Source organism: Blastococcus sp. SYSU DS0533 (genome assembly GCF_054050775.1).
The window spans coordinates 208667-223851 of record NZ_JBJGZZ010000004.1; the positions used below are offsets into that span (position 1 = coordinate 208667).

General features: G+C 74.8%; 16 protein-coding genes. 7 read left to right on the plus strand and 9 right to left on the minus strand.

From position 1 onward, the window contains the following. Window positions 1-8: 8 nt before the first annotated feature. The 5 genes from ACI79W_RS07500 to ppgK form a co-directional block, all read right to left on the minus strand. Window positions 9-1067: a YihY/virulence factor BrkB family protein gene (locus ACI79W_RS07500; protein ID WP_456561452.1), complete on the minus strand. Its 1059-nt coding sequence runs from the start codon at window positions 1065-1067 to the stop codon at window positions 9-11. 85 nt (window positions 1068-1152) lie between these two features. Continuing rightward, window positions 1153-3396 carry a VanW family protein gene (locus ACI79W_RS07505; RefSeq protein ID WP_456561453.1) on the minus strand — a complete coding sequence of 748 codons (2244 nt, stop codon included), beginning with the start codon at window positions 3394-3396 and terminating at the stop codon, window positions 1153-1155. A 142-nt stretch (window positions 3397-3538) separates the two neighbouring features. Then, complete coding sequence (locus tag ACI79W_RS07510) at window positions 3539-3763, minus strand: DUF7455 domain-containing protein (protein ID WP_091930645.1); 225 nt, start codon at window positions 3761-3763, stop codon at window positions 3539-3541. Between the two features lie 447 nt (window positions 3764-4210). Further along, on the minus strand, window positions 4211-5557 hold the full coding sequence (locus tag ACI79W_RS07515) for an RNA polymerase sigma factor (RefSeq protein ID WP_456561454.1): 1347 nt from the start codon (window positions 5555-5557) through the stop codon (window positions 4211-4213). Between the two features lie 275 nt (window positions 5558-5832). After that, window positions 5833-6576 carry a polyphosphate--glucose phosphotransferase gene (gene ppgK, locus ACI79W_RS07520; protein WP_456561455.1) on the minus strand — a complete coding sequence of 248 codons (744 nt, stop codon included), beginning with the start codon at window positions 6574-6576 and terminating at the stop codon, window positions 5833-5835. A gap of 93 nt (window positions 6577-6669) precedes the next feature. Between ppgK and ACI79W_RS07525 the strand changes: the two genes are divergently transcribed. After that, a complete protein-coding gene (locus ACI79W_RS07525; protein WP_456561456.1) occupies window positions 6670-7491 on the plus strand; it encodes an inositol monophosphatase family protein in 822 nt (273 codons plus the stop codon). A gap of 46 nt (window positions 7492-7537) precedes the next feature. Here ACI79W_RS07525 and ACI79W_RS07530 read toward each other — a convergent pair whose 3' ends face one another. After that, window positions 7538-8074: a LytR C-terminal domain-containing protein gene (locus tag ACI79W_RS07530; protein ID WP_456561457.1), complete on the minus strand. Its 537-nt coding sequence runs from the start codon at window positions 8072-8074 to the stop codon at window positions 7538-7540. 117 nt (window positions 8075-8191) lie between these two features. After that, on the minus strand, window positions 8192-9157 hold the full coding sequence (locus ACI79W_RS07535; protein WP_456561458.1) for a phosphotransferase family protein: 966 nt from the start codon (window positions 9155-9157) through the stop codon (window positions 8192-8194). A 364-nt stretch (window positions 9158-9521) separates the two neighbouring features. Here ACI79W_RS07535 and ACI79W_RS07540 point away from each other — a divergent pair, with 364 nt between their 5' ends. The 6 genes from ACI79W_RS07540 to ACI79W_RS07565 all read left to right on the plus strand — a co-directional run bounded on the left by ACI79W_RS07540 (window position 9522) and on the right by ACI79W_RS07565 (window position 13581). Further along, window positions 9522-9821 carry a DUF4193 domain-containing protein gene (locus ACI79W_RS07540; protein ID WP_091930594.1) on the plus strand — a complete coding sequence of 100 codons (300 nt, stop codon included), beginning with the start codon at window positions 9522-9524 and terminating at the stop codon, window positions 9819-9821. A gap of 251 nt (window positions 9822-10072) precedes the next feature. After that, entirely contained in the window at window positions 10073-10942 is an 870-nt protein-coding gene (locus tag ACI79W_RS07545) for a hypothetical protein (RefSeq protein ID WP_456561459.1), read from the plus strand. A 125-nt stretch (window positions 10943-11067) separates the two neighbouring features. Next, the gene (gene dut, locus ACI79W_RS07550; protein WP_456561460.1) at window positions 11068-11574 is read left to right on the plus strand and encodes a dUTP diphosphatase; all 507 of its coding nucleotides are present in this window, start codon (window positions 11068-11070) and stop codon (window positions 11572-11574) included. Window position 11575: 1 nt separating this feature from the next. Beyond that, a complete protein-coding gene (locus tag ACI79W_RS07555) occupies window positions 11576-12295 on the plus strand; it encodes a DUF3710 domain-containing protein (RefSeq protein ID WP_456561461.1) in 720 nt (239 codons plus the stop codon). Window positions 12296-12359: 64 nt separating this feature from the next. Continuing rightward, a complete protein-coding gene (locus tag ACI79W_RS07560; protein WP_456561462.1) occupies window positions 12360-12737 on the plus strand; it encodes an OB-fold nucleic acid binding domain-containing protein in 378 nt (125 codons plus the stop codon). 61 nt (window positions 12738-12798) lie between these two features. After that, window positions 12799-13581 (plus strand): DUF3159 domain-containing protein, encoded by a 783-nt coding sequence (locus tag ACI79W_RS07565; RefSeq protein WP_456561463.1) that lies wholly within the window; start codon window positions 12799-12801, stop codon window positions 13579-13581. Window positions 13582-13647: 66 nt separating this feature from the next. Here the strand turns inward: ACI79W_RS07565 and ACI79W_RS07570 are convergent, their stop codons facing one another. Beyond that, window positions 13648-14328, minus strand: coding sequence for a potassium channel family protein (locus ACI79W_RS07570; protein ID WP_456561464.1), 681 nt, complete (start codon window positions 14326-14328; stop codon window positions 13648-13650). Continuing rightward, the gene (locus tag ACI79W_RS07575) at window positions 14328-14996 is read right to left on the minus strand and encodes a potassium channel family protein (RefSeq protein WP_456561465.1); all 669 of its coding nucleotides are present in this window, start codon (window positions 14994-14996) and stop codon (window positions 14328-14330) included. Before ACI79W_RS07575 ends, ACI79W_RS07570 begins: the two co-directional genes overlap by 1 nt. Window positions 14997-15185 lie beyond the last annotated feature (189 nt).

Below are 15185 nucleotides of genomic sequence, written 5' to 3' on the forward strand. Positions count from 1 at the left end.
CGCCGCTCTCACCGCAGGCCCAGCCGCCGCGCCTCCTCGTCGATCTTCGCCTGCCGCCGTTCGCGACGGCGGCGCTCGTGGCGGCGCAGCGGCGCGGGCCAGCGGGACTGGACGGTGGCGTTGAGCTCCGCGCCCAGGAGCACCGCCATCCCGAAGAAGAAGCAGAACAGCAGCGCGCCGATGGGTGCGGCGAGCGCCCCGTAGGGCAGCGCCACGGTCAGGATGTCGCTGACGTAGGCACGCAGCAGCAGGGCGGCCACCAGGAAGAAGCCGAGGCTCAGCACCGCGCCGGGCAGCTGACGCCGCCACGGCAGCCGGTGCGGCAGGACGACGTGGAAGAAGCTGGTGAGGGCCAGCAGCAGGCCGATGACCACGATCGGCCAGTAGACGGCGTTGATGAGCATGTCCGTCGTGTCCCGCCAGTCCGGCGGGACGAACCCGACGAGCCTGCCGCGCCCCAGGACGAGCAGCGGCAGCGTCAGCACCGCCAGGAGCAGCCCCACGACGAAGAGCCAGAGCGCCTTGAGCCGGGTGCGGATGGGGCCCCGCACGTCGCGCTGGTCGTAGGCGATGACGATCGTGTTCATGAAGGTGGCCGTCGCCGACGACCCCGCCCACAGGGAGAGCAGGAAGCCCACGCTGACCAGCTCCAGCCGGCCGGACCCGAGGATGTCGGCCAGCGTCGGCCGCACCAGGTCGTCGACCACGTCGGCGGTGAGGACCTGCGCGGAGGCGTCGAGGAGCTCCGCCTCGATCTGGGCGACGGCGCCCCCGCCGATGAGCGAGCCCAGGTAGCCCAGCGAACCCAGCAGGCCGATGAGCAGCGGCGGCACCGACAGGATCTGCCAGAACGCCGCCTCCGCGGACAGCCCGATGATGCGGTCCTGCCACGCCTTGGCCAGCGTGCGACCGAGCACCTGCAGGGGCACCCGCAGCGCCGTCGGCCACCGGCGCAGCCGGGATGGCCGGGGCACGTCGGCCCGGGTGGCGCCCGTCGGGCCGGCACGGCCGGCGAGCTCGTCCGCTCCGACCCCGGCGGGCGAGCCGCTGGGGAGGACGGCGCTCACCTGCCCAGTGTGCACGCACCGGACGTGCCCCGACCCGGTGGGGAGCCGGGTCGGGCACCCCACCGGGTCGGGTCGGGACCCGGGGTCAGGCCGCCTGGGGTCGAGCCGGACGCCGGCCACCCGTCGTCGGAGCGCCGCCGGGGGCGGTGCCCTCGGGGCCGGGTGCCGGCGGCTCCGCCGGCACGCAGTTGATCACCGGCTCGGCGGCGTAGCGGGTGCGGAAGTCCTCGCGCTTGATCTCCGCGCCGGTCTCGAGGTCGCGGAAGACGCGGGTGACGGTGATGTCGAAGCCGGTCGACCCCGACTGCGGCTGGCAGGTCGGGCTGTCCGGCTTGTTCTGCACGACCGGCGCGCGGAAGTTGTAGCGCTCGCTGCTGATCGACTGGATCTCGTACCGCTTGGTCCCGTAGAAGGTGACCGTGATCGTGCCGGGGGTCCAGGCCGTGTCGACGTAGACCCCGGTGTCGCCGTCGTTGCGCCACTTCAGGTCGATCGAGTCGTAGTAGACCGTCGCCTCGCGGCCGGCCGGGTAACGGCTGATGTAGTAGCTGTGCGGCTTGTGGAAGACGTCCTCGAGGCCGGCGAAGAAGACCGCGTTGAACATCGTCGTGGCGAACTGGCTGATGCCGCCGCCCACGGCGGTGGTGAACTCGCCGTTGTTGATGACGCCGGCCTCCACGTAACCCTGCGCCAGGCCGCGCGGCCCGGTGAAGCCGTTGAGGCTGAAGGTCTCCCCGGGCATGATGATCGCCCCGTCGACCTCCTCCGCGACCACCCGGATGTTCGTGCCGCTCGCCGGGTTGCCGATGTTCGTGGTGAAGCTGGAGATCTGCTCGCGGATGCCGAGGGCCTCGGCCTCCTGGGTGGTGAAATCCGCCGGCACGGGACCCAGCTCGGCGGTCACGGTCCGCGGCGCCTCCTCCGCCAGGACCGGCAGCAGCTGCTCGGCCAGCCGGGCCGGCGCGATGCCGGTGCCGTCCACCGAGGGGACGACGCTCACCGTGTCGCCGGACACCTGGAACGTCGCGTCCTCCGCCGGGGTGCCGAACACCGACAGCTCGTCGCCGAGGGCCGTCTGCAGCGCCTCGGGGTCCAGCCCGACGGTGAGCCGGCCGTCGTCCTGTGGCGTGAACGTGAGGGAGTCGGCGATCGCGGTCACCGGGACCTCGACGGAGGTGGCGCCGTCCTGGCTGACGACCTCCACCGGCGCCGACAGGGCCGGAGCCACGGTCTCCTCGAGGACGCGGGCGGCCTCCTCGGCGTCGACGCGCACCGGGGCCACGTCCACGGGCAGCTCGATCTGCGTGCTCGGGTCACCGCCGGAGGCCAGCGCGTCGGTGATCGCGTCGGCCGCGCCCTCGCGGTCCAGCCTCCGGCCGTCCACCGGCTCGACGACCGACGGGGTGGTGCCCTCGATGGTGATGGTGGCGTCCTGGGGGGCCCGGTCGACCTGGGCGGCGATGCCCTCGATCTGGGCCTGCAGCGCGGTCTCCTCGCCGGTGATGACCGGCTCGACATCCCGGTCGGAGAAGAGAGTGACCAGGCGTGTCCACGGGTTGAGCGGCTGCTCCTCGGCGGCGTCCACGGTGCCCGGGACGTCGAGGGTGATGCCGGCCGTGGCGGGGGAGAGGGTGCCGGTCACGTCGCCGGCGGTGACGGGGTGGTCGGCGACCACCCGCGGGGCGAGCTGCTCCTCCAGACGCTGTGCCGCGGACGCCGGGGCGAGCCCGCCGATGTCGACCCCGGCCACGACCGTGTTGCGCGGCACCTCGCCGGAGGCGGCCAGCAGGTCGACGCCGTAGAGGGCGGCGAGCGCGGCGAGGACGCCGGCGGGCACCAGCGCGGCGCGGCGGCGCCACCACGGCCCGCGCGCAGCCTCGGGGCGGCCGTCGCCGGGGGCGGCGGGGGAGCCGGTGCCAGGCTCCACGGGCACGGTGGGCACGTGGTCGTGGGCGTCCGTCGAGGTCCCGTCACCGCGGTCCTCCGCGGGGGACGCGGTGTCCCGGTCCTCGGCGGGGGGCATGTGGGCGCGGTCGTCCACCGGTGGGATGACGGCGGTACCCGCAGGGTCGTCGTCCAGCGGGCCGTCCGCGTCCTGGTCGATGCGGCCGGTCCCGGCCGCCTGCTCCGGTGGGACCCCCGTGGCGGAGGTCTCCGGGGTGGCCGGGGACGCGGCAGGAGCGCCGCGTTGCCAGTCGCGGCCCACCGGACGGGTGTCGTCCGGCGCGGCCTCGTACGCCGGTGCCTGACCGGTCGGTGGCGGGGGGGCGTCCCCGCCGTCGGGACGCATGCGCACCGTCTCGTCGGGTGCGGGGTGGTGCTGGGACATGGGGGTTTCCTCCGGTCGCCGCCGACCGGGGCTCCCCGGAGACGACGGAGCCGCCGGCCCGACGCCCGCGGGAGGCGGGACATCGGACGCGGCGGCGTCGTCGGGTGAGGCGGTCATCGCGGGCGCGACGATAGCGCCTCTCTCACGCAGTCACGCGCTGCTCGCCCTCAGTGTCGATGATGTCGACGGCGATGTCACGGAGCTTGCCCTCGTACTCACGGGCGTGGTGTCCGCAGAACACGAGGTCGCTGCCGTTGGCGAGCACGACACGGACCTTGGCAAGTGCGCCGCAGCGGTCGCAGTGGAAGGGCACGACCAGGTCGTCGGCGGCGGGGGTCGTCGTCAGCGTCTGGGTCATCTGGGTCATCACTCGCTCTCTACCGCACGGACCCGCGGCTGCGGATCGGCCTCCTGCACAGCGCCAGGATGGCCCCTCGGATTCCCGTTCCCACCCGGTTCATCCCGGACTCGCCGAAAGAGATGAGTCCGTGACACACCGGGCGTGGGTGGAGCGGGTTCAGCAGGGGACGTCACTGGGGTGGAACTGGTGGTGCACGTGCTGGTGATCATCTGCCGGACCGGTGGTTGACCGGGCCGACCGTGGGTCCGCTGCTGTTCTGACGGTCACCACGCTACGCCGTCTACCCGACAGTTGTCGGCGCACACCGCCCGTCACGCGTTCGTGACCCGCTCGGGGGACGGCCGTGGCCGGTGACCCCCGAGGGTCACCGGCCACGGGCGACACGCTGGAACGGCCTCCTCGCAGGGACCCGGCCCGAGCGGAGCGAGGACCGGGCGGCGCGGAGGCCCTTCTTCAGTCCAGGTAGTCGCGGAGGACCTGGGACCGGCTGGGGTGGCGCAGCTTCGACATCGTCTTGGACTCGATCTGGCGGATCCGCTCGCGGGTGACCCCGTAGACCTGGCCGATCTCGTCGAGGGTGCGCGGCTGGCCGTCGGTGAGGCCGAAGCGCAGCCGGACGACGCCGGCCTCCCGCTCCGAGAGGGTCTGCAGCACGCTGGTCAGCTGGTCCTGCATCAGCGTGAAGCTGACCGCGTCGACGGCGACCACGGCTTCCGAGTCCTCGATGAAGTCACCGAGCTGGCTGTCGCCCTCGTCGCCGATGGTCTGGTCGAGGCTGATGGGCTCCCGGGCGTACTGCTGGATCTCCAGCACCTTGTCCGGGGTGATGTCCATCTCCTTGGCCAGCTCCTCCGGGGTGGGCTCGCGGCCCAGGTCCTGGAGCAGTTCGCGCTGGATGCGGCCGAGCTTGTTGATGACCTCGACCATGTGCACCGGGATGCGGATGGTGCGGGCCTGGTCGGCCATCGCGCGGGTGATCGCCTGGCGGATCCACCACGTCGCGTAGGTCGAGAACTTGTAGCCCTTGGTGTAGTCGAACTTCTCGACCGCGCGGATCAGGCCGAGGTTGCCCTCCTGGATCAGGTCCAGGAAGGCCATGCCGCGGCCGGTGTAGCGCTTGGCCAGGGAGACCACGAGGCGGAGGTTGGCCTCCAGCAGGTGGTTCTTGGCGCGCTCGCCGTCGCGGACGATCCAGTTGAGGTCGCGGCGCATCTGCGGGGAGAGCTTCTGGCCCTCCTCCTCGGCCTGGCGCAGCCGCTCGGCGCCGTAGAGGCCGGCCTCGATGCGCTTGGCGAGATCGACCTCCTCCTCGGCGTTGAGCAGCGCGACCTTGCCGATCTGCTTGAGGTAGGCGCGGACCGAGTCGGCGGAGGCGGTGAGCTCGGCGTCCTTGCGGGCCTGGCGGAGCGCCTCGGACTCCTCCTCCTCGTCCCACTCGAAGTCGCCGCCCTCGGCGGTCTCCTCCTCGGCGGCGACCTCGACGCCGTCCTTGCCGGTGACGACCGTCTCGTCGAGCTTCAGGCCCTCGGAGCCCGCGTCGACGACCGCGACCGCGCCCTCCTCGGTGGCCACCGCGGTGAGCACGGCGCCCTCGCCGGCGCCCGGCGACGGGGTGATCACCGGCTTCGCGCGGCCCTTGGCCGGGCTCTTGGCGCCGGCTGCCTTGGCCGGCGCGCGCTTCCGGGCGGCCGCCGGCTCAGCGGCCGTCTTCTTGGCCGTGGCACGGGTACCGGCTGCTGCCGTCCTGGCGCGCGAGGTGCTCGCTGCGGCTGCTTCCGGTGCTGGCTGATCGGCGGGCACTCAGTTTCCTTCCGGTGCTGGTGCGTTCCCCGCAGGGCCGTGTGGCCCGCGGGCAGCGGCTCCGGCCTGCGCTCGGGGGAGCGGACCCCCGCGTGACCGGCACGGCGTTTGGCCGCGGTCGGGTCGGGGGATCCCTCCCGGCTGGAGAGCGGCGGGCTGGGGCTCCACCATTGTAACGACGTCTCCGGGCGAGACCAGCGCCTCGCACCCGGGTCCCTCGCTCCGAGGGGGCGGGGGACGACCCCGGACGGGTGGGGCCCGGCCGCGCTGGGCGGTCAGCGTTCGACGCGCTCCGCGGCGGCCAGCGCGGCGCCGACGATCCCGGCGTCGTTCTGCAGCTCCGCCGGCACCACCGGGGTGCGTGTGGAGAGCAGCGGCACCCACTTGTGCGCCTTCTTGCTGACGCCGCCGCCGACGATGATCAGGTCCGGCCACACGCTGGCCTCCAGGACGTCGAGGTAGCGGTCGACGCGCAGCGCCCAGTCCGGGTAGCTGAGCTCCTCCCGCTCCCGGGCAGCCGCGGAGGCGCGGCTCTCGCCGTCCTCGCCGTCGACCTGGATGTGCCCGAACTCGGTGTTGGGCACCAGCCGGCCGTCGACGAAGAGCGCGCTCCCGATGCCGGTGCCGAAGGTGAGCATGAGCACCACCCCGTTGCGGTCGCGGCCGGCGCCGTAGCGCATCTCGGCCAGACCCGCGGCGTCGGCGTCGTTCAGGGTCTCCACCGTGCCGGGGATGCGCTCGGCCACGCCTGCGGCCAGATCGGTGCCCAGCCAGCTCTTGTCGACGTTGGCCGCCGTGTGGGCGACGCCCGACTTCAGCACCCCGGGGAACGTGACCCCGACGCGCTCGGACCAGCCGAAGGAGGCCACGATCCGCGCCACCACGTCGAAGACCGGCTCGGGGAGCGAGGGCTGCGGCGTCTCGATCCGCAGCCGCTCCCCGATCAACCGTCCCGCATCCAGGTCGACCAGGCACCCCTTGATGCCGCTGCCACCGATGTCCACCCCGAACCCCTGCACGCCCACAACCTAGTGGAAGGACCCACCGGACCCCCGCAGCTCGCGTGCTCGCGGCTGCCCCTCCGAGGGGGCCGCCTGCGGCAGGATCGGCGCATGACCTCCGAGCACGCAGCCGCCGCCGACCCGCCGGCCCTCCTGGAGCTGGCCGTGGCGGCCGCGAGGGAGGCTGCCGTCCTGGTGGCCCGCGGGCGCGAGTCCGCCGCGGACCGGGTCAGCACCAAGTCCAGCCCCGTCGACGTCGTGACGGCGGTGGACGCCGCCAGCGAGGAGCTGCTGGTCCGGCGCCTGCTCGACGCGCGCCCGGAGGACGGCGTGCTGGGCGAGGAGGGCGCCGCCCGCGAGGGCACCAGCGGGGTCCGGTGGATCGTCGACCCGATCGACGGCACCGTGAACTTCCTCTACGACATCCCCGCCTACGCCGTCTCCGTGGCCGCGGAGGTCGACGGCGTGGTGCGCGCCGGCGCGGTGCTCAACGTGGCGACCGGGGAGCTGTTCACCGCGACCTCCGGCGGCGGCGCGTGGCTGGCGGCGCCGGGCCGGCCGGGACGCCGGCTCGCGGTGAGCGCGCCGTCGTCCCTGGAGCAGACGATGGTCGCGACCGGGTTCGGCTACCGCGTGGAGCAGCGGCGGGCGCAGGGCGCGGTCGTGGCAGAGCTCGTGACGCGGGTCCGGGACATCCGGCGGTTCGGCAGCGCGGCCCTGGACCTGTGCGCGGTGGCCGCCGGGCGGGTCGACGCCTACTACGAGCTCGACCTCAACCCTTGGGACCACGCTGCGGGAGCGCTGGTCGCCGCCGAGGCCGGAGCGGTGGTCAGCGGGCTGGACGGTGCGCCGGTGGGGGAGCCCATGGTGGTCGCGGTGGCGCCCTCGGTGGCCGAGCCGTTCCGCGCGCTGGTGTCCGACCTGCACCGCTGAGCGGCGACCGGACCCGTCGGCGGCCGGAGCGCGCCCGGCACATCGGTCAACAGCCGGTCGGTGCGTCCTCCGGGGCGGTCAGCGCCGCGTCGACCTCCTCGGGGGGCGCGATGCCCGTGAACTCCGGCCCGATCACCAGGTCGACGACCGCGGTGGCCCGGGTGTCGGGGTAGTAGCTGACGCCGGGGGCGTACACGCCCAGAAAGCGCGCCGCGTCACGTCCGGGCGAGCCGTGGCGCACCTCACCGGCGCCCTCCACCACGCGGGTGGTGGGGTCGTTGGCCACCTCGCTGATCGTGAAGCCGCGGCCGGCGAGCTCGTCGGCCACCGTCTGCGCCAGCCCGCCCTGGTCCGTGGCGTTGAACACCCGCACCGACACCGCGGCCGGGTCGAGCGACGGCGGGGGCTCCTCCGCGGCGGCGCACTCCTCGGCCGCCTCGGCACGCCGCTCCTGGTCCTCCCGGAGCACCGTCCACCACACGGCCCCGGCGGCCAGGGCCAGCACGAGCAGGAAGATCAGCGGGGGCAGCGGGCGACGCCCACTGCGCGGGCGCACCGGAGGCTGGACGGTGCGCTCGGTCACGGTGGTTCTCCTCGGCGAGGACCGGGCAGCCGGGCGCGGACCGGCCGGGGCGGCCGGGACGGCGCCGCGACTGCTGCGGACGGCTGTCGGGTGCGAGCTTAGGGGCGGGCGGGGTGGCTAGATGGCACCGTCGTCGAGCGCGGCGCGTCCCCGCTCGACGCAGGGGTCGATGCGGTCGGCGTACCCCGCGGTGTCCTTGCCCGCCATGGCGCCGGCGGCCGACCGGGCGACGATGCCGGCGACGATGGCCGCGAACTTGAAGTAGGCGAAACCCACGTACCAGGAGAGGTCGGAGAGGTCCAGACCGCTGCGCTCGGCGTAGCGGGCCGCGACCTCCGCGCGGGTGGGGAAGCCCTCGAGAGCCGTGACGGTGCTCTGCCCGGCGACGCTGCGCTCCCCGGCCTGCGACCAGTAGACGTGCAGCATGCCCAGGTCGGCCAGCGGGTCGCCGAGGGTCGACATCTCCCAGTCCAGCACCGCGCGGATGCGGCCCGGGGCCTCCGGGTCGAGCAGGCAGTTGTCCAGCCGGAAGTCGCCGTGGACGATCCCGTGCCGCTGGGTGGTGGGCACCGTCTCCGCCAGCCGGGCGGCGAGGGCGTCCAGCCCCGGGCGGTCGCGGTCGCGGGTCGCCTCCCACTGCTGCGTCCAGCGGCGCACCTGGCGGGCCATGAAGCCCTCGGGGCGGCCGAAGTCGCCCAGTCCCACCGCGTCGGGGTCGACGGAGTGCAGGTCGGCCAGGACGTCGACCAGGCCCTCGCCGATCCGGCGCCGTTCGGCCGGCTCGTCGGCGTAGCCCTCCGGGATCCGGTCGATGACGTGCAGGCCGAGGACCCGCTCCATCACGTAGAACGGCGCGCCCAGCACGCTGGTGTCTGTGCACAGGTGCAGGGTCCGCGGCACCGGGACCGGCGTGGGCACCAGCGCGGAGATCACCCGGTGCTCGCGGGCCATGTCGTGCGCGGTGGCCAGCACGGCGCCCGTCGGCGGACGCCGGAGGATGACCGAGTCCTCGGCCGACCCGCCCTCCGGCGTCACGACGTAGGTCAGGTTGGACATGCCGGCGGCGATCAGCTCGACGGTCACCGACCGCCAACGCTCGTGCCCGAGCGCGGAGGCCAGATACGGCCCGACGACGGCTGGATCAGCACCTGGGGAAGTCGCCACCGGCGCAGGGTAACCTCTGGCGCTCCGCGACCCGCCCGACCGTTCCCGGTCCCGATGTGTCACCTCCCCGGAGTCGGGCACAAATCGGGGCCGGACGGCGTTGGGGGGCTGCCGGCCTTCCGCGAGGCAGGCCGACGAACGTGGACGGGCGCCCGATGCGGGCCGCCCTCACACCGACACACCGGTCGCCCACCGGCGAACGGCCAGGACGACGGCGCGCACCCCGCGCCGCGTCAGAGAGCGGGCACGACGCCCGCGGAACCCCGGAGGAGGGGCACACCACATGGCCACCGACTACGACGCCCCGCGCCGCAACGAGACCGACGAGCTCGGCGAGGACTCGCTCGAGGAGCTGAAGGCGCGCCGGGCCGAGGCCCAGTCCTCGTCGGTCGACGTCGACGAGACGGACTTCAACGAGAACCTCGAGCTCCCCGGCGCCGACCTGTCGAACGAGGAGCTGACCGTCCGCGTGCTGCCCAAGCAGGAGGACGAGTTCACCTGCTCGCGCTGCTTCCTCGTGCAGCACCGCAGCCGGCTCGCGTCCACCCGCGGCGACCAGCTGTTCTGCCGCGACTGCGCCTAGAAGGACCCCCTTGCCCCCCGCCGCTCGCACGCTCGCGGCGGGTCCCTGCAAGGGGGCCGTTCCAGCCCGTCGCCACGCTCGCGGCGGGTCCTTGCAAGGGGGCTGTTCCAGCCCGTCGCCACGCTCGCGGCGGGTCCTTGCAAGGGTGCTGTTCCAGCCCGTCGCCACGCTCGCGGCGGGTCCAAGCAAGGGGGCCGTTCCGGCACCTTTGTGAGGGCCGTTCCAGCGCCTGACCGTGAAGGGGACGACGGATGACCGAGGGCTCGCGCACCGGCGCACCCCGTGACGTCCCACCGCCGCGCCCGGTCGTGCAGCAGGACACCCCGGCGATGCCCGAGGAAAGCCCGCTCGCGCGTGCCGGACGGGCGGTCGCCGACGCCGTGGCGGGGCTGACCGGCGGCGGGGACCGGTCCGCGGGCGGGGGCCTGCGCGACGTCGTCGGCGCCGTCGCCGGGGCGGTCGCCAACGCGATCGGCGGCGGTGGTGGGCAGCCGTCACCGGCCCCGCCCGGCGCGGCGGCGACCGGTGGCGACGGGCGGGCCCCCGGGGCGCTGCTCGGTGACCTGCTGGCGACGGCTGCGCCCTGGCTGCCGATCCGCGACCGTGAGCGGTTGCGTGCCGCCCACCCCGGCCTGCCCGACGACGAGATCGCCGAGGTGCTCGTCCAGCGCGCCGCCCGCGTCACCTCCGGGATCGGGGCGGCCACGGGCGGGCTCTCGGCCGCCCACTGGTTCGCCCCGCCGTCCCTGCTGGCCGTCCCGCTGGAGCTGGGCGCGGAGACGGTGCTGGTGGCGGCCGTGGAGGTGGTGCTCATCGGGGAGCTGCACGAGCTGCACGGCCGGCGCGCGCCGGGTGACGCCGCCGCGCGCGCCCAGGCCTACCTGGGCGCGTGGTCGGAGCAGCGCGCCGTGCGGGACCGCGGCGGTGCCGGGCTGGGCGCGGTCCTGGGTGCCGCGGGGGTGCGCGCCCTCCGCCGGCGGGTGACCCGCCGGCTGGCCGGGGCGCTGCCGGCGGCGACACCGTTCCTGGTCGGCGCCGCCCTCTCCGGCCGCGGCAACCGCCGCGCGACCGAGGCGCTGGCGCGCCGGATCCGCGACGACCTGCGGAACCCGCCGGCCTGATCGGCCCCCGGCCCCGTCGAGGGCCTCACCCGCGGCCGGTGAGGGCAGGGAACGGCCTCCCCGCAGGGGCCCGCCGCGAGCCCGCGGGCGGTGGGGGGCAGGGAGGTCCTTATAGGGTCGCCGGCGTGCCTGATCCCTCGACCGAGCTGGATGTGCCCGTCCGGCTCGCCGCGGCCGACGGGGTCGTCCCGCGCTACGCCCTGGCCGGTGACGCGGGTGCCGACCTGACCGCGGCGGAAGACGTCGAACTGGCTCCTTTCGAGCGCAGGCTGGTGGGTACCGGTGTCGCGGTGGCGATCCCCGAGGGCTACGCCGGTTTCGTGCACCCGCGCTCGGGGCTGGCCCACCGGCTCGGGCTGAGCATGGTCAACGCGCCCGGGACCATCGACGCGGGCTACCGCGGGGAGATCATGGTCAACCTCATCAACCTGGACCCGGAGACGCCGCTGCGGCTCTCCCGCGGTGACCGCATCGCGCAGCTGGTGGTGCAGCCCGTCGTCCGCGCCCGGTTCCTCCCGGTGCGCGACCTCCCGGCCAGCGCCCGTGGCGAGGCCGGCCACGGGTCCACCGGCGGGCACGGGGCCGCGACGCCCGGGTCCTCCGACGCACGAGCACTCGAGGGGCGGAACTGAGATGCCGTTCGGACGGCGGCGCAACCGCATCGACCGCAGCTTGCGCGAGCGGGGCGTCCCCCCGGAGCCGCAGCACCGGATCCGGGAGGTCGAGGAGACCACCGGTCCCTGGGACGAGGCCGACGCCCCCCAGGACGGGCTGGCGCGCATCGACCTGGGCGCCATCCGGCTGCCCGCGCTCCCCGGGATGGACCTGCGGGTGGAGCTGAACCAGCAGCAGAAGGTGATCGGCGCGACCCTGCGGCACGGCAACTCGCTGTTGCAGGTCGCGGCCTTCGCCGCGCCCCGGGCGGCCGGCATCTGGGACGACGTCCGGGCCGAGCTGGCGCGCAGCGCGTCGGGTCAGGGCGCGTCCCTGCGCGAGGTGGAAGGCCCCTTCGGCCTCGAGCTGGCCGGAACCGTCGTCGCGACCGTGCCGCCGCAGCCCGGGCAGCCGACCCCGCCCGCGACGCGGCGGCCGGCCCGCTTCCTCGGCGTCGACGGGCCGCGCTGGTTCCTGCGCGGCCTGCTCAGCGGCTCCGCCGCCGCCGGTGGAGAGGCGGAGGCGGCGGCGCTGGAGGCGGCGTTCCGCGGCATCGTCGTCGTCCGCGGGCCCGAGCCCATGCCGGTGCGCGAGCCGCTCCCGCTCGCCCTGCCCCCGCAGGCCGCCGCGCAGCTGGCTGCCCAGCAGCCCCCTCCGGGGGCGGCCACGCGCCGGCCGTCGGCCGGCCCCCCCGCCTGACGACGCGACGCAGGGAACACCGGTGCGCGTCCCCGTGTGCAACTCGGCGAACTACGCTGGTCCCGTGACGGAGACCCGATCGGCGGGCTGGTGGTCGCGCACGTTGCAGCGACTCACCGCCGACGACCAGACCATCGACGCCCAGGAGCTCCGGGCGGGGTCGGCGAACGCCGGCTGCGAACCGGTCAGCGCCTGCCGCAAGGGCGCGGTGGTCACCGTCACCGGCCGCCTGAAGTCGGTCGTCTACACCCCGCGCGAGACGGTGCCCACGCTGGAGGCCGAGCTGTTCGACGGGTCGGGGTCGGTGACCCTGGTCTGGCTGGGCCGGCGGCGCATCCCGGGCATCGAGCCCGGCCGTTCGCTGACCGCACGCGGGCGGTTCGCCGCCTTCGACGGCCGGCAGGTCATCTACAACCCCTGGTACGAGCTGAACGCCGGCTGACCGTCGCACGGCGGCAGGCAGCCGCCACGCGCAGGACCGGGAGCGAACGAGGGGGACGAGGGTGACCGCAGCCGGCCGGCCGGACGACGGCGAGCCCGGTTCCGACACCGGGTCCACCTCGGTGTTCGACCGCGAGCAGCTGCTGGCCCAGCTCGGCGGCTGGCGGGGCATGGTCGACGCGACGCTGCCCACCGTGGCGTTCATCGTGGCCAACGGCCTCGCCGGGTTGCGCACCGGGATCTGGGCGGCGGTGGTCGCGGCCGTCGTGGTCTTCACCCTGCGGCTGGCCCGTCGGCAGAGCGTCCAGCAGGCGGTGAGCGGGCTGATCGGGGTCGGCATCGCGGTGGCGATCGCCGCCAACACCGGCGAGGCCCGCGACTTCTTCGTGCTCGGGATCGTGCGCAGCCTCGTCGTCGGGGTCGTCCTCCTGGGGTCCATCCCGTTCCGGTGGCCCCTCGTCGGCGTCGTCGCCGAGTTCCTGGCCCCGAGCCACCTGGGGTCGATGGCCGCCCACTCCATGCCGTGGGCCCGGCGGGCCGCCCGGGGCGCCGAGCCGGTGGTGAGCACGCCGGTGAGCCCCGACCCGTCCGCCGCGCCGCAGCTGCACTGGCGCCGCGAGCCCCGGCTGCTGCGCGCCTACTCGTGGCTCACCGCGCTGTGGGCCGCCTCGTTCTTCCTGCGCGCCGGCGTGCAGTGGGTGCTCTACCGCGCCGACGAGGTCGAGCTGCTGGGCACCGCCTCGGTCGTGCTCGGCCTGCCGCTCACCGCCGTCGTGCTGGTGATCACCCTGTGGGTGGTGGCCCGCCTGCACCGGCACCGCGCCCCCGGTCCGCCGGAGGCCTGAGTGCGTGGCCCCCTTGCAGGGGCCCGCCGCGAGCCTGCGAGCGGTGGGGGGCGAGGGCGTCCTTCTTCACGCGCCGATCCGACCGGGGCCCTCCGGGGCGAAGACGTACTGCAGCTCCTCCTCGGTGTCGCCGTGGGACACGAAGAGCAGTTCGTCGCCGGACTCCAGCGGCTCGTCGGGCGACGGGGTGATCACCCGGTCGCCGCGGAGGATCGTCGTGAGCACCGTCTCGCGGGGGAGCGGCACCTCGCGCAGCGCGCGGCCGACCCAGGGGGTGTCGTCGCCCAGGGTGATCTCCACCAGGTTGGCGGCGCCCTTGCGGAAGCTCATGAGCCGGACGACGTCGCCCACGGTCACCGCCTCCTCGACCAGGGCGGCGAGGACCCGGGGGGTGGAGACGGCGACGTCGACGCCCCAGGCCTCGGTGTAGAGCCACTCGTTGCGGGGGTCCTTGACCCGGGCGACCACGCGGTTCACCGCGAACTCGGTCTTGGCCAGCAGCGACACGACGAGGTTGGCCTTGTCGTCACCGGTGGCGGCCACGACGACGTCGCAGGTGGCCAGCTGCGCCTCCTCCAGGGAGGAGACCTCGCACGCGTCGGCCTGCACCCACTCCGCGCCCGGCACCGAGCGGGTGCGCACCTTGCGGCCGTCCTTCTCCAGGAGCATGACCGTGTGGCCGTTCTCGAGCAGCTCCCCGGCGATGGAGCGGCCGACCGCACCGGCTCCCACGATGGCGACGCGCATCAGTGCCCACCCTCCTGAGGGCCGCGCTCGACGACCTCGTGCACCCGCGCCGTCAGCTCGTCGGTGACGGCGACGACCAGCTGGTCGCCGTCCTGCAGGACCGTGGTCGGCGTGGGCAGCTGGGCCTCGCCGAAGCGGGTCAGCCAGGCCGCCCGCGCCCCGGTGGCCGCCTCCAGGGCGGCCAGCTTGCGGCCCACCCAGGCCTCGGTGACGGTCACGCGGACCAGCAGCACCTTCCCGGTGGGATCGCGCCACAGCTCGCTGACCTTGACCGAGAGGAGCTCGCGCAGCAGCCGGTTCACCGTCCACGGCACCGTGGCGACGCTGGGGATGCCCATGCGCTCGTAGACCTCGGCCCGCTTGGAGTCGTAGATGCGGGCCACGACGTGCTGCACGCCGAAGGTCTCCCGCGCCACCCGGGCCGAGATGATGTTGGAGTTGTCGCCGCTGCTCACCGCGGCGAAGGCGCCCGCGGAGTCGATGCCGGCGTCCAGCAGCACCTGCCGGTCGAAACCCAGGCCCTTGATCTGGCGTCCGGCGAAGTCCGGCCCCAGCCGGCGGAAGGCCTCGGGGTCCTGGTCGATCACGGCCACGCTGTGCCCGATCTGCTCCAGGCGCCGGGCGATGGCCGAGCCCACACGGCCGCAGCCCATCACGACCACGTGCACGCGTCACTCCCGCAGATCCCGGTGGCGCCGGCGCCGTCCGCCCGCGCATCACCGGCCGCGAAGCTACACCCGCCGACGGCCCGCCAGGGCTCAGGACGCCCGTATCCCCCGGAGGGGACGGGTGGGCCGAGTCACGCCCGCCGGGGCGCCGCGCGTCCGTACCATCGCGCCGTGCCAAGCCTGTCCGAC

What these genes read in the sequence shown, in the direction of transcription:
- ACI79W_RS07505 (WP_456561453.1), bottom strand. Translation starts at nt 3,396, where the DNA reads ATGTCCCAGCACCACCCCGCACCCGACGAGACGGTGCGCATGCGTCCC.
- ACI79W_RS07510 (WP_091930645.1), bottom strand. Translation starts at nt 3,763, where the DNA reads ATGACCCAGATGACCCAGACGCTGACGACGACCCCCGCCGCCGACGAC.
- ACI79W_RS07525 (WP_456561456.1), top strand. Translation starts at nt 6,670, where the DNA reads ATGACCTCCGAGCACGCAGCCGCCGCCGACCCGCCGGCCCTCCTGGAG.
- ACI79W_RS07540 (WP_091930594.1), top strand. Translation starts at nt 9,522, where the DNA reads ATGGCCACCGACTACGACGCCCCGCGCCGCAACGAGACCGACGAGCTC.
- ACI79W_RS07545 (WP_456561459.1), top strand. Translation starts at nt 10,073, where the DNA reads ATGACCGAGGGCTCGCGCACCGGCGCACCCCGTGACGTCCCACCGCCG.
- ACI79W_RS07555 (WP_456561461.1), top strand. Translation starts at nt 11,576, where the DNA reads ATGCCGTTCGGACGGCGGCGCAACCGCATCGACCGCAGCTTGCGCGAG.
- ACI79W_RS07570 (WP_456561464.1), bottom strand. Translation starts at nt 14,328, where the DNA reads ATGCGCGTCGCCATCGTGGGAGCCGGTGCGGTCGGCCGCTCCATCGCC.